We start from the raw sequence: 22,940 nt of genomic DNA on the forward strand, positions 1-22,940 counted from the left end.
GCGCGATAGATACGTTCCAGCTCTTGCTTCATAAGTCCAACCCAGTCAGTTCAACCGCCTGGTCGGCGGAGAGTTCGTTGTTGAGGACGCGCGCGATGATGGCCGCGACGCGGGTCTGTTCGTCGCCGCCCAACGGCCTGGCGGAGAAGCCGCGCATCTCCACGCATACGACGCCATCCCTGTCGCACATATCGATATCACACTTGAATAGCCGTCCTTCCGCGCCGCCCGAAACGCGGCGCAGCCAAGCGAACATCTCGCGTTCGCAGCCCTTGAGCACTCGCATCGACTCCAGCGCGTACGGCAGCCACGCGCCGTTTTCTCCCGCCCTGTCCGCGATCAGCTCGATGGCGCCTTGCAACGCGCTGTCCAGCAGGCCAGGCGGCAGCGGGCAGTCCGGGCCGCCGGCCGGCAGCCGCAGCTCGGCCAACGCCTCGCCATCGCCCAGACGCAGCGCGGCGATGCCCTGGAAGCTCGGTCCGTAGGCCAAGCCCATGGCGGCGAAGCGCGGATACAGCTTGTCCGGCCCCAGTTCGCCGCGCCGCATGCCGGCGCGGAGGCTTTCCATGTCCAGCCTCCGCGGCTGGGTCTGCGCCTCCGCCACGGCCATCCCCCGGCAATGCAGCGTTTCCCGGCCATCGGCATCCTCGCTGCGGATTTCGAACGCGATCGCGCCGTCATCGGCGGACGCGAGATCGACAATCACCTCTACCGCGCCGTCCGCCGCCAGCGGCTGCGACCACACCGCGTGCGCCAAGCTCAGCCGCAGATGGCTTTCCTCCGGCGGCAGGGCGTCGGCCACCGCGGCGCGCGCCATTTCCAGATAGGCGGCAGCCGGCAACACCGGCTTGCCGTTGACGCGGTGGTCGGCCAGGAAGGATTCATCGCCCAGAAAGCGGCTGCGGTAACGCTGCTGATTCAAGTTGGACGCGTTGCGGTGCAGCAGCGGATGCAGCGCGCCGCCTTTCGCCTCCGTTTTGGCAGCCGGGCGGACCCAGTGGCTTTCACGGGCGAAGGGATAGGTCGGCAGCGCCAGTTTCCGAGGCGCGCCTGCTTGATGCAGCGCGCTCCAATCCAGATCCACGCCGCGCACCCAAAGGCTCAGCAACTTGGGCAGGTTGCGCCGCGCCAGCCACTCGCCGGTCAATCGGCGCATATCCTCGTCGGCGGCGAACAGGCTCAACGTGTCCTCGTCCAGCCCGGTCGGGCTGTAGTGGACGCCGTCCATGCGCCGCCCTGCCAGATAGGCAGCCAGTTGTTCGCGCAACTGCGCGGCCGAAGCGGCGACGAAACCCGCCCGGCGCGGCATCGCGTCGCGGCCGGTCTGCAAGGTATGCGCCACGCGGGCCAGATCGGCCTCGCCATCCGCCAGCCAGGCCAGCAGCGCCTCGGCCTGCTGCCTCAGCTGCTCATCGCCGCGCGCCGACAGCACCACCGCGTGGCTGCCGCTCGCATCGGACATGGCCGGTTTCTCCTGCGGATATTCCGAAATCACCACGTGGGCGTTGGTGCCGCTGAAACCGAACGAGCTGACCGCCGCGACGCGCGGAACATCGCTGTCCCAGTCGCGGCAGGCCGTGTTGACGTAGAACGGCGAAGCTGCGAAATCAATGTGCGGGTTCGGCTGCCGGTAATGCAGCGACGGCACCAGCTTGCCGTGGCGCAGGCACAGCAGCGCCTTCACCATACCCGCCACGCCGGCAGAGAAACCGGCATGGCCGATATTGCTTTTCACCGAGCCCAGCGCGCAGGCTTGCGCCCCCGCGCCGGCGGCGCGGAACACCGCGCTCAGCGCGTCCACTTCGATGGGGTCGCCCAGCGGGGTGGCCGTGCCGTGCGCCTCCACGTAGCCGATGCGGCGCGGATCGATGCCGAAACGGCCGTACACCTGGCGCAGCAGCCTCTCCTGCGCATTGGCGCTCGGCGCGGTGATGCCGTTGGTCTTGCCGTCCTGATTGACGCCGGAGCCTTCGATCACGCCGAGGATCTCGTCGTTGTCGGCCAGCGCCCGGGACAGCGACTTGAGCAGCAGCACGCCGCACCCCTCTGAGAACACGATGCCGCCGGCCTCGGCGTCGAAGGCCGCGCAGCGGCCGTCCTTTGACGGCATGCCCACCTGTGAGGTCAGCACGTGGCCGATCGGCGTGGTCAGCAGATTGATGCCGCCGGCGAGCGCCATCTCATTTTCGCCGTTGCGTATGCTTTCGCAGGCGAGGTGCACCGCCACCAGCGATGACGAGCAGGCCGTGTCCACCGCGATGGCCGCGCCTTTGAGGTTCAGATAGTAGGAAATCCGGGCCGCCAATATCGCGCTGGAGGTGCCCATGAAGGCCGCGCCCGCGCCGTCCCGTCCCGCGTCGCGCAGCACGCGCCCATAATCGCCGGACGCGCAGCCCACATAGACGCCGCAGCCCACGCCCGACATCGCGCCCGGCGCATAGCCGGCGCTTTCAATCGTCTTCCAGCACTCCTCCAGGAAGATGCGCTGCTGCGGGTCCATCAGCTCCGCCTCCGCCGGCGAGATGCCGAAGAACAGCGGATCGAACAGGTCGATGCCGTCCAGCAGGCCGGCCCATTTGGAGTAAGAGGTGCCCGGGTGGCGCGGATCCGGGTGGAACCAGGCCGCGCGCTCGCCCCAGCGCGCTTCCGGAATCTCGCCGATGCTGTCCACGCCCTGGCTCAGGTTGCGCCAGAACGCGTCGGCGTCGGGGCTGCCCGGATAACGGCAGGACATGCCGATCACGGCGATTTTATCCGCATATCCGGTCTGCGCCGGAACGGCCGGCAGCGCGGGAGATTCGCGGCCGCGCAAGGCCTGGGCCGATACCCGCCGCAGGCTGATCGCCTCCATCGACGCCACAGCCTCGCCCGCCGCGTCGAGCAGGACGAAATCGAACTCGAAAGCATCGAACGCGCGCGCGCGCAGCCGCGCCAGGCAGCGGTATTCGCGGTCGTTCAGCGTCCCGGCCACGATCACCGCGCCTATCCGGTGCGGCAGGAACTGGTCGTCGCTGGCGCCGTAGTGCCGCGCCGCCAGATGGCCCGCGTGGTTGATCACCGTGCACAAACCGCCGTACAGCGCGAAGGGACTGGCCAGGAAACGGTAGCCATGGTCGGCGACGCGGATCTCGCCGCGCGCGGCCTCCTCCCCGAATGTCAGCGAGCGCAGCGGCGCGTAGCAGGCGCCGACGTTGGTCGGAATCTCATCCGCGTTGAGCGTCGCCCATTCGGCGAAATCGTTGTCCTCCAGCCGCATCGGCGCGGTCTCTGCCGGCGCGATGAAGCCCTGCATGTGCAGGCGGTCTCCGGCAGTTTCCAGCGAGTCGCCTGAGCGCACGAAGAACTGCAGGCCATCGCCGCTGCGGCGGAAAACGATGCGCGCGTGGCGCTCGCAGCCGGTTTTTCCCAGCAGCGGATTGGCGATGGCGATCCGCTCCAACCTGACGGCGGGCGCGTCGAAATGGCTGCGCAGGGCGCTGAGCACCAGTTCGATATACGCGTCGGTGGGCAGCAGATGTTCGCCGAACACCACGTGCTCGCGCAGGCAGACGTTGCTTTCTGGACTAACGCGCCAGGACACTGCGCACTCGCCCGTGGCGGCGAAGTCGCCCTCGCAGTCCGCGCTGTGGAAATACAGGTCCCGCAAACTATCGTCGCGGCGCTGGCGGAAAGGAAACCCCGCCTCGGCTGGCGCATTTCCGGCCGGGGCCGCCGCGCCTATCTGTCCAGCCAGATAGGCGGCCAAAGCCTTCAAGTCGGGATAATCGTAGATGCGCGTCGCCGACAGCGATACGCCGTAGCGGCTGTTGAGCGCCTTCACCCACTCGACGCCGATGATGGAGTCCAATCCCAGCTCCATGAACGAGCGACCGGCATCGATATCGCCCGGCTGCATCAGCAGCGCCTCAGCCAAGCTGGCTTTCAACTCCTGTTGCAATCCAGCCGTGTCGACGCGCTCCGGCGCGGAGGCGACTGCGGCTGCCACGGCATGCGCCGCGGCCGGAGCGGCTTCGGGAACGCTGTCTGCAGCCAATTGCGGATGCAGGAAGGCGGCCAGCGCCTTCAGGTTGGGGTAATCGTAAATGCGCGTCGCCGACAATGCGACGCCGTGCTCGCGGCTTATCGCCTTCATCCATTCCACGCCCAGGATGGAGTCCAGGCCCAGCTCGGTGAAGGAGCGGCTGTCGTCCAACTCGTCCGGCCGCATCATCAGCACCTCGGCCAGGCTGGCCCGCAACTGGCGGCGCAACAGGTCCGGCGCGGATGCCGCAGGCGCGGCCGCGGCCTTGGCGGGAGTCGGCGCAGGCATGCGGGCCGGCTCGATAACCGCCGGAACAGGAGACTGTTCTGTTTCCAGCCAATAGCGTTCGCGGGCGAACGGATATGGCGGCAAACCCAGTTTGCGCGGCGCGCCGCTCGGATACAGCCGCGACCAGTCCAGCGCCACGCCCTTGACCCACAATTCCGCCAGCCGGCCCAGTTCGCGCCGCGCCATCCACTTGGCGGCCATCGCCTGGAAGTCGGCGTCGCCGCCCATGCCCGACAGCGCGCCCTTGCCGCCCGCCTTGCCCCGCAAAGCGCGGCCGCCGGCCGTGTCGTCGCCATCCAGGAAGGCGCGCAGTCCCGCCGCCAGTTCATCGGCGGAGCCGGCCAGCAGCGCCAGCCGTTCGCCGAATTCGGCGCGTCCCAGCTGCAGCGTGGCGGCAAGGCGAGCCAGATCAACGGTGTTTTCGCCGAGCCAGGCCAGCAGCCGGCGCGCCTGTTCCCGCAACTGTTCCGGGGTGCGGGCCGACAGCGGCAGCAGCGCGTCGCCGCTCCAGCCGGAGTCGTTTTCCGGCTGCGCATGCTCGGCCAGCACGATGTGGGCGTTGGTGCCGCTGAAGCCGAAGGCGTTGATCGCGGCGCGGCGCGGCTGGCCGTCCCGCGCCGCCCAGTCGCGCAGCTTGTCGTTGACGTAGAAAGGCGAGCCCTGCAGGGAAATATGCGGATTCAGCCTGGAGAAGTTGGCGGCCGGCGGCAGCTGGCGGTGTTTCAGCGCCATCAGCAGCTTGAGAAAACCGGAAATGCCGGCGGCGGACAGGCAGTGCCCGATATTGCTCTTCACCGAACCCAGCGCGCAGAAGCCTTGCGCCCTGGCATCCGGCGCGAACGCGTCTTTCAGCGCCGCCACTTCGATCGGATCGCCCAGCGGCGTGCCGGTGCCGTGCGCCTCGATCAGGCCAATGCCGGACGGGTCGATGCCGAAACGCTGGTAAACGTCCCGCTGCAGCCGCGTCTGGGCCTCGGCGCTGGGCGCGGTGATGCCGTTGGTCTTGCCGTCCTGGTTGACGCCCCAGCCCTGCACCACGCCGTAGATGCGGTCGCCGTCGCGTTCGGCGTCGGCCAGACGCTTCAGCACCACCACGCCGGAGCCTTCGCCGATCGCGATGCCGTCGGCCGCCTCATCGAAGGTGCGGCAACGGCCGTTGGGCGACAGCATGCCCATCTGCGAGGTCATGATGTGCATGGCCGGACCGGCCAGCACGTTGACGCCGCCGGCCAAGGCCAGATCGCTGGCGCCGGAAGCCAGGCTGTCGCAGGCGCTGGCGATGGCCACCAGCGACGACGAGCAGGCGGTGTCTATCGCCAGGCAGGGCCCGCGCAGGTCCAGCAGATAGGAGATGCGGGCGGCCAGGATGGCCGGCGATGCGCCGGTGAAGCCCGGCCCGCTGAGCTGCTCGCGCTCGGACAGGCGGTGGTAGTCGCCGGCGGCGCAGCCGACGAAAACGCCGCAGCGGCTGCCGGACAGCTTGCGCGGATCGTAGCCTGCATGCTCGATGCCGTGCCAGCAGGTTTCCAGGAACACCCGCTGCTGCGGGTCCATGCTGCGCGCCTCGCGCGGCGACAGGTTGAAGAATGCCGGATCGAAGCAGTCGTAGCCGCCCAATGCGCCCATCCACTTGCTGTAGGTCTTGCCCGGAGCGGCTTCGCCCGGCTGGTAATGGCGCGACATGTCCCAACGCCCCGCCGGCACTTCCTCCACGCAGTCCCGTCCTGCGGCCAGATTGCGCCAGAACGCGTCCAGATCGTCCGCGCCGGCGAACCGCCCGGCCATGCCCACCACCGCGATCGCATCGCCGCCGCGGCCCGCCGGCGTGCTTGGCCGGCTGCGCCGGGAGCGCAGTGCGATCCGCTCAAATTGCGGCGCGCCCTCGGCCGCGGTGATTGGCGCCTCCTCGCGGACCGGGGCGGTTTCGGCCACGTGCCGCGCCAGCTGCGCCAATGTCGGATAGCTGTAGATGCGCACGGCTTCGATGTCGGTGTCGTAATCCTCGTTGATGCGTCGTATCCAGGTGACGCCGGTGATCGAATCCAGGCCCAGCGATACGAAGGGCTCGTCGTCGACGATCTCCGCTTCGTCTATTCTCAGCTCCTGGGCCAGCAGGCTGCGCAGACGCTCGGCCACTTTGCCCGCATCGCGGGCCGGAGCCGCCGCGCCGGCGGCTTTGGCTGCCCCCGCCGCCGCGCCGAAACCGCCCTGAATCCGCGCCAGCGCGCCGGCCTGGCCGACAAAGGTGCGCTCGTGCATTTCCAGTTCCCTGGCGATGGTCTCATCCAGCTCGCGGCGCAAAGGGGCGGAGCGGCGGCGCTTGCACGCCAGCAGCCACGACCGCGGATGCCGCGCGATGCGGCCGGCCAAGGCCAGCGCCTCGGCCAGCACCTCGCCGCGCGGCAGCGCTTGTTGCGGCAGGCCGCGGCGCGCCAAATCCGCGCCTGAATACTCACGGGCCGTCATCAGCGACTCCAGAGCCAGGTCACGGCCGGCTTCCAGCGGGAAGATCAGGGTCGCGCCGGCTCCGGGCGTGAAGCCGTAACCCATGTAAGGGCTGTAGTAACGGCTTTCCTCGGCCAGCAGCGCGAAATCGGCGAACATGCCCAGCGCCCAGCCGGCGCCTATCGCATGGCCCTGCATCGCGGCGATCACCGGGATGTCGCAATCCAGCGGCAGCCGGAAAATCGGGTTGTCGTTGAAGCGGATGCTGCCCTCGTGTATCGCCAGCAAGGTTTCCCGCGTGCCGCCCGACGAGAAGTACTGGTCATAGCCAGTCAGCACCACCGCCTTGTAGGCGCGGCTGGCCGCGACGTGGGCGAACGCTTCCCGCAGCCCGTCGCTGAACGCGTCGGAGAACATATTCTTGGCCGCTCGGTCCTCCAGGCGCACTTCCAGCACGCCGTTCGGATGCGCGACCGCCTTCACCGCGTCGGACGACAACGCCACCGGACCGGCCGCGGCCGCTTCATCTTCGTCCGCCGGCTCATACGCCTGGGGCGGCTGCGCGCCGGCCAAGCGCCAGGCGCTCAGCTCCTCGCGGGACAGCGCCGCCATATTCGCCGCCAGCGCCAGCGCGCCTTGCGCGACCTTGCCCGGCTCGCATACCTGCGTCGCGCCGAAACGGCCAAGCAGCTCGGCGCCGGCGCATTCGCCGCCGTCCAGCAGCAGGCGGTAGGCCGGCTCATCGTCGAAATGGCGCCGCAAGGCCGCTTGCGCGGCGTCGCTCAGCAAGCCTCCCATCGCATAGCGGCCATCGGTTCGATAGACGCATGCATCCGCGCCGAGCGCGGCCAGCCAGGCGGCACCGCGCGCGCCGGCGTCCAGCGCGGCCACCAGCGGCCGCTCCAGCCGGCCAAGCTCGGCCATCAGCGCCTGCGAGGCCGCGGCGTCTTCCGGCGTGTCGCCCAGAGGCAGGAAACCCGGATGCTCGCTCATCAGCGCCAGGCTGCGGCAATCGTCGTCGGCGTTGACCAGATCGACCAGCTTCGCCAGCTCGCCGGTCAAAGCCTGGATATCGATGCCTCCGTCCAACACGCGGATGGACGCTTCCAGCACGCCGGCCGGATGGCCGCGCAACTGCAGGCATTCGAAATCGGCCGCCGGCAGGCGCGCTTCCGGCGCGCGTTTCCGGCGCGCCGCCGGCGCCGAGGCATCCAGCCCACGCGCGGGTTCGGCCAGGGGCCGGGCCAGATGGCGCTTCAGCAGGCGCAGCGACTGAGTCGGCTTGCGGGCCAGTTCTCCGGCCAGGCTGCGCGCATGCCCCTCGACTTCAGCCTCCGGCAGCACCGGGCAGGTCCAGCCCTTGCGCCGCAGCCGCTCGCCTTTCTGCCGCGGTTCCAGGTACAGCAGATCGGCAGCGCGCGCGCGTCCGAATCGGGCCTCGAACAATTCGCGCGCATGGCCGGGATACAGCCCGGCTTCGAAATCGATGAAGCCGTAGCGCGACGCCTCGGCGCAGACCATGAAATCGCACAACGCGCCCAGCAGGAAACCCGCGCCCAGCGCTTCGCCGCGCATCGCGGCGATCACCGGCGCAGGGAAGTCCAGCAATGCCTGGTACAGGCCGGCCCGCAGCGCTTCGGCATGCGCGTCGGCGCCGCCTTGCAGAAAGATCGTTCCGGAACCGCTCAAAATCAGCGCCTTCGCATCGGCATCGGCCGCCGCGGCGTCCAGCGCGGCGCGCAGCTGCGCGGCGCAGACGGCAGACAACACATTCGGCGCGCCGATTTGCAGCTCATATACGCCGTCGCCATGCCGGTACAAATCGACCAGCGGCTCGGGTTGAGCCAAAGAAGCGGCCGGCGCCGCTGCGGCGCCCAGCGCGACAGCCGGCTTCGTCGCCGCCACCGGTCCGGCAGCCAGCGCCGCGGCGATGGGTTCGCCCAGCAGGATGCCCAGCGGCTTGCCGGGCGATCCGGCCGGGCTCGAAGGCAGCGCCAGCGCCACTTTGCGCGGCGCGTCCGCGGCGACCGCCGCTTCCGCCGCAGGCGCCAAGGCTGCGCCGCCGTGCGGGTAAGCGAGGCCTTTCAGTTGCGCCAGCACCGCGCCGTCATCGTCGCAAAGATCGATGTCTAGCGCGGCGCGGCCCTCCTGCGCCGGCCGCAGCCAAGCATGAGTCGCCTGCTCAACGGCGCCTGTGAAACGCGCACCGGCCAGCCAGGCCGGCTGCATGTCCAAACCGGCCGCTTCGGCGGCGGCCCGCAATGCCTGATCCAACCGGGCGATGCCCAAGGCGTGGCCATTGCCGCCTTGCATCGGCGGCAATGGCAGCAAGCGCCCTGCCGCTGCAGCGCGCAGCGCGGCCAGATCCAGCCTCGCGGCTTGCTCCGCGGAGCGGAAGGCCAGACGGCCCTGGCAATGGACGGTTTCGTCCCCATCCGCGCGGTGGATTTCGAAGCGGGCGGCGTTGCCGTTCCGCTCGAACAGGGAGATGGCCAGCTTGCGGCCTTCAACGCCGACGCCGGGAACGGCCCAAGCCACCTCGGACAGCTCCAGGCACTCCGCCCCTTCCTGACTCATCACCGCTTCGAACGCGGCGCGGGCCATTTCCAGGCAGCCGGCCGCGCCCAATGCGCGCTGTCCCGGCTCGCCTGCCAAGAAAGGCTCTTCGCCGGTAAAGGCCGATACATAGCGCGGCCCGTCGAAGCCGGAGCGGTTCTCTCCCAGCAGCGGATGGCTATCCTGAACCACGACTCGGCCCTTGGGCACATCCACCCAATGGCGTTGCCGCGCGAACGGGTACGCAGGCAGGCTGACCGGCGGCGGAAACGCTGGCTCCAGCGCGCGCCAATCAGTCTCGGCGCCGGCAGTCCACAACTCCAGCGCGCGCGCGCATTGAGCCTCGCTCATCCCCGGCGACAGCGCGGCCTGCGGCTCGGCCGCGGTTGCGGCGCGGCCGCGGAACACGCCGGCCTCCAGACGGCCGTGATCGACGAAGGCGCGCAGCTTGGCGGCCAGGTCGGCGGCGTCGGCGGCCAGCACGCCCAGACGCTCGGCCATGGGCTCGCGGCCGAGCCGCAGCGTGGATGCGATAGCCGGGAAGTCCGCGCCGCCGGCTTCCCGGTCCAGCATCGCCAGCAGATCGATGGCCTTCCGCCGCAGCTGATCGGCGGTGCGGGCGGACAAGGGCACCGGCTGCGCGCGAACCGCCCCTGCCGGCGCGCGGACTGCGGGCACATGCTCCTCCACCACCAAATGGGCGTTGGAGCCGCCGGCGCCGAAGGAGGAGATGCCCGCGACGCGCGGCAGCGCGCGGCCGCCCGCCTCCGGCGCGTCCCAGGCGCTCAGCGTCTGGTTGACGACGAAAGGCGTGGACGCGAAATCGATATGCGGATTCAGACGGCTGGAATGCAGCGACGGCGCGATGCTCCGGTGCCGCATCTGCAGCAGCACCTTGGTCAGGCCGGCGATGCCGGCCGCGGCTTCGCAATGGCCGATATTGGACTTCACCGAGCCGATCCGGCAGAAGCCGGTGTCTCCTGTGCTTTCGCCGAACGCCTTGGCCAGAGCGGCGATCTCGATCGGGTCGCCCAGCTTGGTGCCGGTGCCGTGCGCCTCGATGTAGCCGATATTCCTGGCGTCGACGCCAGCTTCCTCAATCGCCTGGCGTATCGCGGCGGCCTGTGCCTGCGGATTGGGCACGGTGTAGCCATTGGTCTTGCCGCCGTGGCTGAGCGCGCTGCCGCGGATCACGCCGTAGATGCGGTCGCCGTCGCGCTCGGCGTCGGACAGGCGCTTGAGCACTACCGCGCCGACGCCCTCGCCCGGGATATAGCCGTCGCCGCCCTCGCCGAAGCTCTGGCAATGGCCGTCGCCGGAAATGAACTGGCCGGCGCTCAGCATCAGGTATTTGTTGGGATGGATCGTGACATTGACGCCGCCGGCGATGGCCAGGCCGATGCGGCCCAGCCGCAGATCCTGGCAGGCCAGATGGATGGCGGTCAAAGAGGACGAGCACATGGTGTCCACCACCATGCTGGGGCCGCGCAGGTCGAGGAAATAGGATACGCGATTGGCGATGCTGGCCGGATTGCTGGCGAAGCCCATGCGCTGGCCAAGCAGGCTGGATTCGGCGCCCAACAGCTGGTACTCGCCGTACATCACGCCGGCGTAGACGCCCGCCTGCGCCGGCTTGCCGCCGGCCGGCGCGTGCAGCCGCGCGCGGGTATAGCCGGCGTCTTCCACCGCCATCCAGGCGTGTTCGAGGAACAGCCGCTCCTGGGGGTCCATCTTGTCCGCCTCGGGCGGCGCGATATTGAAGAAGCGCGCGTCGAACTCGTCCACGCCCTCGATGAAGCCGCCCCACTTGCTGTAGTGCGCGCCCGGCTTGCTCCTGTCCTCGCTGTAGTACTCGCGCCAGTCCCAGCGCTCGCGCGGCACTTCGGTGATGCAGTCGCGCCCTTCGCGCAAGGCTTCCCAGAGCGCGCCGACATCGCGCGCGCCGGGATAGCGCCCGCTGAGGCCGATGATGGCGATGGGCTCCTCCCCGCTGGAGCGGCGCGCGCGCGCGCCTTGCCCCCGCAGGCTGCGCGCATTGGAAAACGCAAGCTCAGCGGCGGGCTCTGCCGCTGAGCCGCCCGCCGCCTCGCCGCCCAACAGCCGCGTCAGCCTGCCGGCATGGGCGCGGACGAAGTAGCCGGCCAAGTCGCGCAGGTTCAAATATTCGAAAAACAGCGTTTTCGGCAACTGGCCGAACGACTTCTCCAGATGCCGCGTCAGGTCCAACGCCAGGATGGAGTCCATGCCGTAAGCGTCCAGCGACGCGGCCGGGTCCACCGTGTCCAGCTTCAGCAAGGCGCGCAATTGGCCGCACAACCAGGCTTCCGCCTGGCGCGCCAGCTCCGGCGCGGACGCGCTGTCCGCGGCAACCGCCGCGGTTTCCATTGGCGAGGCGTGCTCGCTCAAGACGCGGCGCATCGCGGCGAGGTCGCCTTCCATCGCCAGCGCCTGGTCGAAACCGCCGGCCAGCGCCTGGGCGAACAGACGCATGCCGGTTTGCGTGGCCATCGGCCGGATGCCCATGGCGTCGGCCAGCCGCTGGCTTTCCTGTCCGGATACCGTCATGCCGCCCTCGCGCCACAAGGGCCACAGCATGGCCAGCGCGCGGCCGCGGCAAACGCCGGCCTCGACCAGCCGGTTGCGATAAGCGGCGAGACGGTCAAGGAAGCCATTGGCCGCCGCATAGTCGGCCTGCCCCAGGTTGCCGAGGGCGGACGTCAGCGACGAGAACAGCGCCAGGAAGTCCAAGTCCAGATCCAGCGTCGCCTGGTGCAGATTGAAGGCGCCGGCCACCTTGGGCGCCAGCACCGCGCGGAAGCTTTCATCCGTTTTTTTCAGGACAAAGCCATCGTCTATCATGCCGGCGCTGTGCAGCACGCCGTTGAGTCGGCCGTAGTCGCGCGCGACGGCGGCGATCACCTCCCGCGTCCGCTCCGCGTCGGCGGGGTCCATCCGGCGATATTCCACCGAGCAGCCCGCTCCGGCCAGCTCCGCCAACAAGCGGCTCTTGTCCGCGGAAGCGGCCACGTCCTCCTCCGCGCGGCCGGTCAGCACGATGCGCGCTCTTTCAGCCTTCCTGGCGATCTCGCGGGCGAACAGCATGCCCAGGCCGCCCAGACCGCCGGTGATCAGGTAAACCCCGCCTGCCTTGAAAGGCGCTTCCTCCGAACCGGCCTGCGGCGCATCGTTCAGCACTTCCCAAATGGCCGCCATGCGCTCGCCGCCCACGTGGCGGATCAGGGTTTGCTCAGGCGATCCGGCGTCGGCAGCCAGCCGCGCCGCCAAGGCGGCCTCGCCGCCGGCGAAATCGGTGAAAATCAATTGGCCGCGCAGCAAAGGATTTTCCAGCGCGGCGGTCTTCAGCATGCCGGCCATGCCGGCCATCAGGCGCGGTTCGTCGCCATCCGGCATGACGAACTGCAGCAGCGTTTCCCGCTCCGGCTTGCCGGCCAGGCGTTGGCGCAGCAGGCCGAAGCAAGCCAGCGACAAACTGGCGTAACGCTCGGCGGCATCGCCGCCCGGCATCGGCAGCGCCAGGGTTTCGCAACCCAGCGCGCCGGCATCCACATCCGGCAGACCGCACAGAACCGCGATTCTCTCCCCGGAAAAGGCCGTTTCGCCGGCTGCGCGGCGGGCCCAGGTTTCGGTGGCCAACAAGGCGCCTCGCCGGCCGCCGTCCAGCGCGCGGGCGGCGAAGCCGCGCAGCGACGCGCAGACATTGCCGTCAGCGTCGGCCAGATCGATGTCCAGGCTGCCCGACTCGTTCATCCGCGCCCACGCCAGTGTTTCCTCCGCCGGGCAGGCCGACCAGACCCGGACGAGGTCCAGCGCGAACGGCACGACGGGCGCGCTCGGCGGCGCATCCAAATCGAACAGCAGCGTGGAGGCGGCCTGCAGCGCGCCGTCCAGCAAGCTGGGATGCAGCAGGAATTCGCCCGCGCCGTCGCGCGCGGACGCCGGCAGCGACAAGCGCGCCAGCGCGGCGTTTTCGCCGCGGCGCAGCGCGCGTATCGCCCGGTGCGCCGGCCCATAGGCGAGCCCCATCGCATCGAAGGCGGCGTAGACCGCGTCGGCGCCGCGCGCCTCGCCGTCCAGAGAGGCCTCCAGCCCCGCGACGTCCAGCTTGGCCGGCGACGCGCCCGCGGCCGCCTCCGCGCGGCCCTGGCAGTGCGCGGCGTCATCTTCGCCGTAAGCTTCGAAAGCGATGCCGGCGTCGTCCGGCAGCAGCGCGATATTGACTCGGCGCGGCTGGTCGACCACGGCCGGCCTCAGCCACGCGATGTCGCGCAGGGTCCAGCCGCCGTCGGCGAGGCCGGTCCGCTCGGCCGCCGCGCGCGCCATTTCCAGATAGGCCACGCCGGGCAACACCCGACTGGCCTCACCCTCCGCCTCCGCGCGCACCCGGTGGTCGCGCAGGAAGAACTCTTCGCCGCTGAACAGCGAACTGTAGCGATGCTCGTCCAGATCCGAGGTATTGGCGTGCAGCAACGGGTGCAGCAGCGCGCCTCCGCCGGCGCGGGCCTCGGCTTCCAGCCAATAGCGCTCGCGGGCGAAAACATAGGAGGGCAGACTGACGCGCAGGCGCTTGCCTTTGCCGCGCGCGGCGCTCCAGTCGACGTCGCCTCCAGCCATCCAGGCGGCGGCCAGCTCGCCTTGCGCGCCGGCGGCGGCCAGCGGCTCATAGCCGCCGGCATAGGCCTGCAACTGCTCCCGCAGCTGCTCGACAGTGTCCGCGACGAAGGCCGCGCGGCAAGCCATGTGCTGGCGGCCGGTCTGCAGCGTATAGGCCAGATCGCCCAGGTCCGGGGCCTCGCGGCCGAGGAAGTCAGCCAACCGGCCCGCGTAGGCGCGCAGGCTTTCCACCGTCCGCGCCGAGAGGGGCGCCACGACCGTGCCCGAGGCCTTGCGGACGCGGCGGGACGGCTGATGCTGCTCCAGCACCACGAAAGCGTTGGTGCCGCCCACGCCCAGTCCGTTGACGGCGGCGCGGCGCGGCCCATCCTGCTTCGGCCAGCCTCGCGCCTCGGCGTCGACGTAGAACGGCGTGTTTTCGAAGCGTATCCGCGGATTGGGCTTGGCGTAGTTGACGACCGGCGGGATCACGCCCCGCTGGACAGCCAGCGCGGCCTTGATCAGGCCGACCACACCGGCGGCGGCTTCCAGATGGCCCAGATTGGCCTTCGCCGCGCCGAGCGCGCAATAGCCCTTGCGCTCGGTATCGCGCTTGAAGGCGCTGGACAGCGCCTTGACCTCCTCCGGATCGCCCATCGCGGTGCCGGTGCCGTGGGTTTCCACCAGGCCTATGCTGTCGGCGCTCACGCCGGCGTTGTCCAGCGCGGCGCGGATGCAGGATATCTGTCCGCTGGCGCTGCTGGCGGCGTAGCTCATCTTGGCCTTGCCGTCGTTGCCGATCGCCGAGCCTTTGATCACCGCGTAAATGTGGTCGCCGTCGCGCACCGCTTCGTCCAGCCGCTTGAGCAACACCAGCCCCAGGCCGCTGCCAAACACCACGCCGTCGGCGTCGGCGTCGAAAGCGCGGATGCGCCCGGTTTTCGAGAAGATATAGCCCTCGCGGTAGCGGTAGCCGTGCTCCAGCGGCACCCGCACGCTGACGCCGCCGGCCAGCGCCATCGAGCACTCGCCGTTGAGCAGGCTCATCCGCGCCTGGTGGACCGCCACCAGCGAGGTCGAGCAGGCGGTCTGCACCGTCATGCTCGGTCCGGTCAGATTGAGCTTGTACGAGAGATAGGTGGAGAGAAAATCCTTGTCGTTGCTGATATGGGTCGCGCCCGCCGAAATTTTCTCGATGCGATCATGGAGATTGACGAAGTTGGCGAAGTAGCTGGTGACCACGCCGCCGGCGCCGGCGAACACGCCGATATTCTGCGGCCCCGCTCCGGCGTAGCCCGCGTCTTCCAGCGTCTCCCACGCGCATTGCAACAGCAGCCGGACCTGCGGATCCATCAACTCCGCCTCCCGCGGGGCGATCTTGAAAAAGCCCGGATCGAAGCGATCCGCGTCGGCGAGCGGCGCGCAGGCCTTCACATAGCTAGGGTCGGCAAGCTCCGCCTCGCTCACGCCTGCGCGGCGCAGCGTTTCGTCCGACAGGTCGCGGATGCCTTGATGCCCCGCGCACAGCTTGGTCCACAGTTCGGACACATTGTCCGCGCCCGGAAAACGACCGGCCATGCCGATCACCGCAACATCTCTAGCCTTATTCATGTGCTCTTCATCTCTCGAGAAAACGGGCGGTGCGCGACCGCCGGGTTACGCTTGCGCCGCCAGGCAGTCCGAGTAAACGCGACAGAGATCGCCGACGGTGCGGATGTCGGTGATGCGCACGTTTTCGTCCAGGAACGGGTCCACGCCCAGTTCCACCTCCACCCGGAACAACAGCATGGCGATGCTCACCGAGGTAAAGCCCATCTCATCCACCAGCTCGGTGTCGTCTCCATAGGCCGGCAGGCTCAGCAGGTTTTCCTCCGCCACCAGGCGCAGCGTCTTTTCAATCACTTGTCTAACGTCGTGTTGCATCTGGATATCTCCCGTCAAGTCGTCAAACCGCCATCCACGATCAGCGTCTGCCCCGTGACGAATCCTGCCTCGTCCGACAACAGAAACCGGACGACGGAGGCGGCGTCGTCCACCGTCGTCAATCTGCCCAGCGGCGTTTGCCGCACGAGCTGCTCCTTTTGCCTCGCCACCATGCCGGAGACCATTTCCGTCTCCATCAGCCCGGGCGCCACCGCGTTGACGCGGATGCGCATCGGCCCCAGCTCCCGCGCCAGGCTGCGGGTCAACCCGTCCAGCGCGGCCTTGGTGGCGCTGTAGGCCGCCACGCCTTCGAAGCCACGGACGCCGGCCACCGAGGACACGTTGACGATGGCCCCGCCGCCGCCCACCATCATCTGCTTGGCGCACAGCTGGGCCAGCCGGATCGCGCCGCCCAGGTTCACGTCCAGCAAGCGGGCGATGTCGTCCGGCCGGCTCATCGCCAACAAGCCCTCGTGATAGACGCCGGCGTTGTTGACCAGGCCGCGCAGCGGACCCAGCTTCTCCCGCGCGCGCCCGAGGAAACGGGACAGCGCCGGCGCGTCGGTCACGTCGGTGGCCTCCCAATGGAAATCGCCGGCGGCGCTATCCCGCAGCCGGCTCAACTCCGCCGTGTCGTTGCGGCTGAATGTCGCCACCCGGTAGCCGCCGGCTAGCAAGCTTTCGCAAATCCTCAGACCCAGGCTGCGGCTCCCGCCGCTGACCACTACCACCGGTTTGACTGCTTCCTGCATGGTCGCTCCAATCATTTGCCATAAACATGGCGCGCGAGCGCCCTCCCGGGCGCGCCTTGAAGCGCGCCCCGCCGCGCTCAATGCTTGGCCAGCGTCCGGTCGGACAGGAAGTCGAACCTCGCCTTGCGGTATTTCTCTTGATTCAGCTGGCGCGGAATGTCCTTGGTCAGCATCTGCCTCACCACCATCGGCGCCATCAAGTTCTGCGCCCACTGCGGAAAGCCGCCGCCCATGTCCATGTCGTACAGCACCTCCACCTTGACCGCGCCGTCCTGCTGCGGGGTGTAACGGAAGACGTTGTGCATGTGTTCCAGCCGCACCCGGTTCTCGTTTGGCGGCAGTTTGTTGGGCGCCGCGATGTTCTCCAGCGTGACCACGCCGGTGGCCGGGTCCTGCCTCAGTTGGCCCAGCAGCAGCATTTCTCGCGGGGTGAACGGCGGAAACAGCTCCACCGACCACAATGTGACGATGCTCCCGCTGCGCGGGTCCCATGGCTGGACGATGCGGTAGCCCAGGCAGCCCTGCACCCATTCGGCGCAGTTGTTCTGGATGCTTTCATCCAGGAAAGGCGCGATGTGGTTGCTGAGGCTGAACTGCTTCATCGTGGTGATGCCGCGCACGCGCAGCGCCGACGAGCCCGGGGTCTTCATGGTGTAGACCTGCACGCCGTCGGCGTCGGACTGCAACTCCCAACGATTGGAGCCGGACAGCATCCACAGCCAGTTGCCCAGCACGGACAGCAGCGCCAGCGCCGGCACGGCGTAGATCAGCGCCTTGCCCAGCCGGCGCAGGCGGGAGCGGCGCTTGGCGGGCGCCGGCATCGCGGCCGGCGACAAAGTGTTTTCGAGCTTGCTCATCTACATCCTCACGTATTCGGGGTGTCCAGTTCGCGGATGCCGGGGACCCGCGCGTTGCGATACTTCTCCATATTCATCAGCCCTTGCATGCCGTGGAGAATCTGGTAGGTGCTTTCGATCAGCGCCGGATTGACCAGCGGGTACGGCAATCCGCCCACGTCGGTGTCCTGGGTGAATTCAATGTCCAGCCAGCCGCCCGGCTGCGGCGTGATGGTCCAGTGGTTGCTCAGATGGGCGATGCGCACGCAGCACTCGTCGCGCGGGATGCGGTTGGGCGCGGCGATGATGTTGAGCTCCAGCCGCTTGCTGACCGGGTCTTGCCAGTGTTCCTGCAGCAGCACGTACTGGCGGGTTTTCAACAACGGCATGTCGAACTTGAACTGCACGTACGCGGCGTAGCGGTCCGGCGTGGTCGGCAGGCGCTCTATCACCGAGCCGTCGTAGCAGTAGGCTTCGGCGCAGCTGCTCAGATCCTCCAGCAGCTTCACCATGCCCGACAGGCTGGATTTGACGCGGGCGTGCGCCTTCACCAGCACCAGGCCGCTGCCCGGCGTCTTCAACGTCCACACCTGGACGCCGTCCTGATCACGCGAAGGCTCCCAGCGGTTGGAGCCTGAATACACCCAGGCGAAATGGGCGGCCACGGCCAGCGCCAGCAGGGCCAGCCCCGCCCGCAGCAGACGTTTGCGCCATCGCCGTTGCGGCTTGGCCTGGCCCGGGATGGCGGCCGCCATCTGATTGCTTGATGTCATTGCTCGATTCCGAAGGTTGGTGGATGAAAGCCGCGCTCAGGTCACGGCCAGCAGGTGCCGGGACAGATGGCGCGCCAGACAAATCAGTGAAACGGTCGGCGTGCCGCGCATGTCGTCGGGAATGATGGAACCGTCGCAAACGTGCAGGCCGCGCAGCGAGGTTTCCAGCTTGCCATCGACGTGCTCGCCGATGCGGATCAAACCGCCGATGCGACCAGCGGCGCGCAATCCGACATCGAAAATATGCTTGGCGCCCGCCCGCTCCAGCAGGCGGACCGCCTCGCGCCGCCCCCGCTCCAGCCGGACCTGGTCGTCGTGGTCGAAGCCCTTGCGCAAGCGCCCGTCCGCCTCCAGGCGGCCGCCCAGGCCATCCTTGACCTTGACGCCGACGCCCACGCAATCGCTGTAGGAGAACAAGTGGCGGAAACGCAGCGCCGCCAGCATCATCGGCCGGTGCAGCACGCGGGCCACATTGGCGTCGCCCAGCTCGATGCCGTCGTCCAGATGGCAGCTCATGCTGCCGACGAAGCCCTCCTCGCCGCCGCCCAGCCCCGGCACCAAGCCGTAAACCCCGTAGCCGGGGTTGCAGAAGAAGCCGCGCGCGCCGACGCCGTCCACGCCGCAGTCCCGCAGCATCGCTGGCGTGGCCAGCTCGCCGGCCGCCAGCACCACTTTCTTGGCGTAAGCCTGCCGCAGCTCGGAGCCGAAGCCCTTGCGCCGCCGGTATTCCACGCCTATCGCCCGGCCGCCTTCCCGCAGCACGCGCACCACCATGGCGCGCGAGATCAGCGTCGCGCCAGCCGCCAGCGCGTCCTCGACGTAGTCCAGCGCTTTCCATTTGGCTTCGTAGCAGTAGCCGGAATCGCACCGCGACGCGTCGATCAGCATCTCGTTCTTGCGCCAGTCATGCCCCAGCTCGATGGCGCTGGCCCGCAACCGGCGCGCCTTGGCCGTCAGCAGCCTGTCCGGCAGCGCGGCGATCGGCAATTCGCTGCGCACCGCTTCCAGATCATCCGCCAGCTCGATGCCGTGCGCGCGGAACAGCTCCAGCGGCGGCATATTGGCGACGGCGAAATACATCGAAGTGGAGCCGCCGGTGGTCAATGCCCTGACCGTGGCCAGCTTGCGCTCGCCCAGCCGGACTTCGTCGGCGATGCCGGCGATGCCCGCCAGGCTTTCCCAGGCCGGCGCCGAGCCGCCCCTCTCCAGCATCAGCACCTTGCGTCCCTGCCGGCTCATTGCCCGGGCGATGGTGGCGCCGCATACGCCGGAGCCGACGACGATGACGTCGAATTCTTCATGCTTCATGGATGTCCCCCTAGCCGCTGACGGCCAGCTCGCCCTGCGCGGCGGGCTTGCGGGCCGGCTTCGCGTCGCGCTGCCGCATGCGCTTGGCCACCTCGGCCACCGCCGCAGGATCGGTCACGATGGAAAAATGATCGGCGGCGATCTCAAACACGCTGAACCGCTCCGCCGCCAGCTCGCTCCAGCCATAATCCTCAGGCGCGCCGGCGAAGCCGCCGCCTGCCCGCAGCAGCGTCAGCCTCGCGCCGCCCGGCAGCGGCTGCGGCCGGTAGGCCCGGCAAGCTCCCTCGCTGGCCACCGCGATGTCCAGCGTCGCCTGGAAAGCGTCGAATGGAATCCGGACGCCCTTTTCGCCCAGCAGGGCGTGCAGCCTGGCGCCGCGCTCGCCGGCCGGCAGAGCTTCCAGTTCGCCGGCATCCACGGATATCTCGGCGCCCAGCGTCCGGGAGAAATGGCGGAACACTTCGGCCATCATGGCCGCCATGCCGTAGCCGCGCAGATCGGGGCGCAGGGTGTCGAGCAGAATCACCGACGACACCTGCCGCCCCATGGCCAGCAGCTGGCGCGCCATTTCATAGGCCACCACCCCGCCGTTGGAATAACCCAGCAGCCGGCACGGTCCCTGCAAGCCGGCGTCGCCCAGCAGGCGGACATTGGCTGCGGCCGCCTCCTCCACGCTGGATGCGCCGCCGGCGGGCTCCACGCAGTAGAACGGCTGGCTATCGCCCAGCTCGCGGCTCAGCAGTTGCAGGGACAGCGCGCCGCCGCCCGCGCCGGGCAAGGCGACGATGGGCTCCCGGCTGCCGCCGGCGCGCATCGGCACCAGCCGTTCGCCGCCATTCTCGGTCCGCGGCTCGCGCGCCGCCGCGAGGGCGGCGATGCGGCTGGCCAACGCCGCGATGCCCGGGTAGCGGAAAATGTCGGCCGGCGATAAGGCCACGCCCATCTCCGCGTCCACCCGCTGCATCATCTCCATGATGTCCACCGAGCCCAGCCCCAGCTCGATCAATGGTTTGTCGGTCGCCACGTCGCCGACGGCCAGACCCAGCTTCACGGCGGCTTCGCGCCTCAACAGCACGATGGCGCGGCCGGCGGCGTCCAGTCCGGCGCAATCGTCCGGCGCCTGAGCCTCGGCGGCCTGCGGCGCCAAAGGAAGGGCCGCGTCATCCTCATCCTCGCCCAGCCAGTGCCGCGTCCCGGCGAAGGGATAGCCCGGCGCCGACACCGGCTGCACGCGGCGGCCGCGCCACAGCGCGCGCCAAGGCATCTCCACGCCATGCACCCACAACCGCGCCACATGCCCCCATCGGCCGCCATCCCGCGCCTGTTCCAGCTGCATGGCGGCGATGTCGCCGCCGATCAGGCCCGCCAGCGGATTGCGCCGCTCGGCATCGGCGGCGGCGTAGTAGATGCCGCGCGCCTCCAAGCCGGACGGCTCTGTGCTCTTCGCCGCCGATGCCAGCTTGTCGCGCAGCTCGGCTATCGAGCCGGCCTCCACCGCCAGCCGCGCGTCCATCGGCTCGCGCCCCAGCTGCGAGGTGTAGACCAGGTCCGCCAGGCGGGCATGCGCGCCCTCCGCGTCCAGAAAAGAAAGGTAAGCGTCCAGATAGGCGGCGAGCCGCTCCGGCGTCCTGGCCGACAGCACGAACAGCTGCTCGCCGGCATCTTCCTCGCGCTCGCGGGCTTCCAGACACTCTTCCAGCAAAATGTGGACATTGCTGCCGCTGTCGGCAAAGGAGTTGACGCCGGCGCGGATCGGCTGGTCGCCGTCGCGGATATCGTCCAGGACGATTTCGCGGTCGGCGATGTAAAGCGGATGGTCCTCGCTGGCGATATCGATGAAGCTGCTGAGCTTGCGCATCGAAATGGTGGCCGGAAAGCGGCCGTGGCGCAGCGACAGCGCCAGCTTGATCACGTTGACCACGCCGCTGGCGGCTTCCACGTTGCCGATATTGCCCTTGACGCTGCCCAGCGCGCAGCGTTTGCCGGCCATGGCCTGTCCCAGCGCGTTTTTGACGCCCTCGAACTCGAAGGAATCCGCCCACTTGCGCGCATAGCCGTCCACCTCGATGTAGCGCACCGAGTGCGGCTCCACGCCGGCCTTGCGGTAGCAATCTGCCAGCGCGGCGGTGATGGACTCGTGCTTCACTTCGGACAGGCTGCGCGCCCCGCCGCGGTGGTTCTGATGGCAGGACTTGATCAGGCAATAGGCGCGGTCGCCGTCGCGGCGCGCGTCGGCCAGCCGCTTCAGCACGATCACGCCGACGCCCTCGCCCCGGGTGAAGCCGCTGGCGTCATTGTCGAACACGCCGCTGCTGCCGTCAGGCGACAGCAATCCGTACTGCGAGGACGCCACGTAATCGCCCGCGCCCAGATTGAGCGAAACGCCGCCGACGATGGCCAGGTCGCACTCGCCGTTGAGCAGCGAGTAATAAGCGCGGTTGATCGCCACCGCCGACGACGCGCAATTGACATTGATCGCCTCGCTGGGGCCGCGAAGGTCGAAGGCATGCGAGAGGCGGTTGGCCAGGTAATAGGTAGGACTGGACGAGGTGAACACCGGGCCGTCCGCCAGCGCGCGGAAATCCATGCCGCGCAGCAGCTGCTCGTATTCCGAGTACTGGTAGCCGACGAAAACCCCGCAACGGGAGCCCGCCAGCGAGCGGATGTCGACCCCGGCGTCCTCCACTGCGCGGTAGGCTTGTTGCAGCAGCAGGCGCAACTGAGGGTCCATCGCCCGCGCCTCGGCCGGCGGAATATTGAAGAAAGCCGCATCGAAGCAATCGACGCCGTCCACCAGCGCGCCCCATTTGGACAGGGTCTTGCCGGGCGCCGGCGCGTCGGCGTAATGCGCTTCCCAGCGCCAGCGGGACTCCGGCACCGGGCGGACGCTGTTCTTGCCCGCCATCAGATTGCGCCAGAACGCGCGGGCGTCCGGCGCGTCGGGCAACAGACAGCTCAGGCCCACCAGCGCGATGTCGCCGCCAGCCGGAGCAGCAGCAGGCGCCTCGCCAGCCAAGCCGTAATGGCGGATCAACGCATCCGCGTGCCGGGAAACCAGCGCGTCGGCGACGGCTTCGGCCGATGCGCCCTCCGCGTCCTCCAGGCGAATGCCGTAACGGCGGCTGACGAAGTCCGCCAGATCGGCGCCGGACGGCGCGGACCGGACCGCGTCCGGTTCGCTTTGCGGAGCGTTGGCGTCCAACAGCGCCGCCAGCTCGCGCAGCGTGCCGACGCCGGCGAACTGGGCCGGCGTCAATGCCAGGCCGAACGCGCGGGCGATGCCGTCTATCAGCTCCATCATGATGATGGAGTCGATGCCCAGCTCGGGCAGCGCCGCATCGGCGTCCACCTTCGCCGCCGGCAATTTCAACGTGGTCTCGATCAGGCCGGTCAGGCGGTCGAGCGCGCTCATTCGTGACGGATGCAA

The 22,940-nt window shown here is 69.0% G+C and carries 7 protein-coding genes; all 7 read right to left on the reverse strand.

Annotated features, from left to right (window positions below; genetic code table 11):
- Positions 1-28 precede the first annotated feature (28 nt).
- Positions 29-15,532, reverse strand: a complete 15,504-nt coding sequence (locus tag ACY3GB_RS02700) for an SDR family NAD(P)-dependent oxidoreductase (protein ID WP_463087374.1) — start codon at positions 15,530-15,532, stop codon at positions 29-31.
- Between the two features lie 45 nt (positions 15,533-15,577).
- A complete protein-coding gene (locus ACY3GB_RS02705; protein ID WP_070978679.1) occupies positions 15,578-15,844 on the reverse strand; it encodes a hypothetical protein in 267 nt (88 codons plus the stop codon).
- A 14-nt stretch (positions 15,845-15,858) separates the two neighbouring features.
- A complete protein-coding gene (locus ACY3GB_RS02710; RefSeq protein WP_463087375.1) occupies positions 15,859-16,596 on the reverse strand; it encodes an SDR family NAD(P)-dependent oxidoreductase in 738 nt (245 codons plus the stop codon).
- A 77-nt stretch (positions 16,597-16,673) separates the two neighbouring features.
- The gene (locus ACY3GB_RS02715) at positions 16,674-17,453 is read right to left on the reverse strand and encodes an START domain-containing protein (protein ID WP_463087376.1); all 780 of its coding nucleotides are present in this window, start codon (positions 17,451-17,453) and stop codon (positions 16,674-16,676) included.
- A gap of 8 nt (positions 17,454-17,461) precedes the next feature.
- Positions 17,462-18,205: an SRPBCC family protein gene (locus ACY3GB_RS02720; RefSeq protein ID WP_463087377.1), complete on the reverse strand. Its 744-nt coding sequence runs from the start codon at positions 18,203-18,205 to the stop codon at positions 17,462-17,464.
- A gap of 36 nt (positions 18,206-18,241) precedes the next feature.
- Positions 18,242-19,513 carry an FAD-dependent oxidoreductase gene (locus tag ACY3GB_RS02725; RefSeq protein WP_463087378.1) on the reverse strand — a complete coding sequence of 424 codons (1,272 nt, stop codon included), beginning with the start codon at positions 19,511-19,513 and terminating at the stop codon, positions 18,242-18,244.
- 10 nt (positions 19,514-19,523) lie between these two features.
- The gene (locus ACY3GB_RS02730; RefSeq protein ID WP_463087379.1) at positions 19,524-22,925 is read right to left on the reverse strand and encodes a beta-ketoacyl synthase N-terminal-like domain-containing protein; all 3,402 of its coding nucleotides are present in this window, start codon (positions 22,923-22,925) and stop codon (positions 19,524-19,526) included.
- Positions 22,926-22,940: the final 15 nt, after the last annotated feature.

This window comes from Chromobacterium sp. Ag138, from assembly GCF_055181315.1.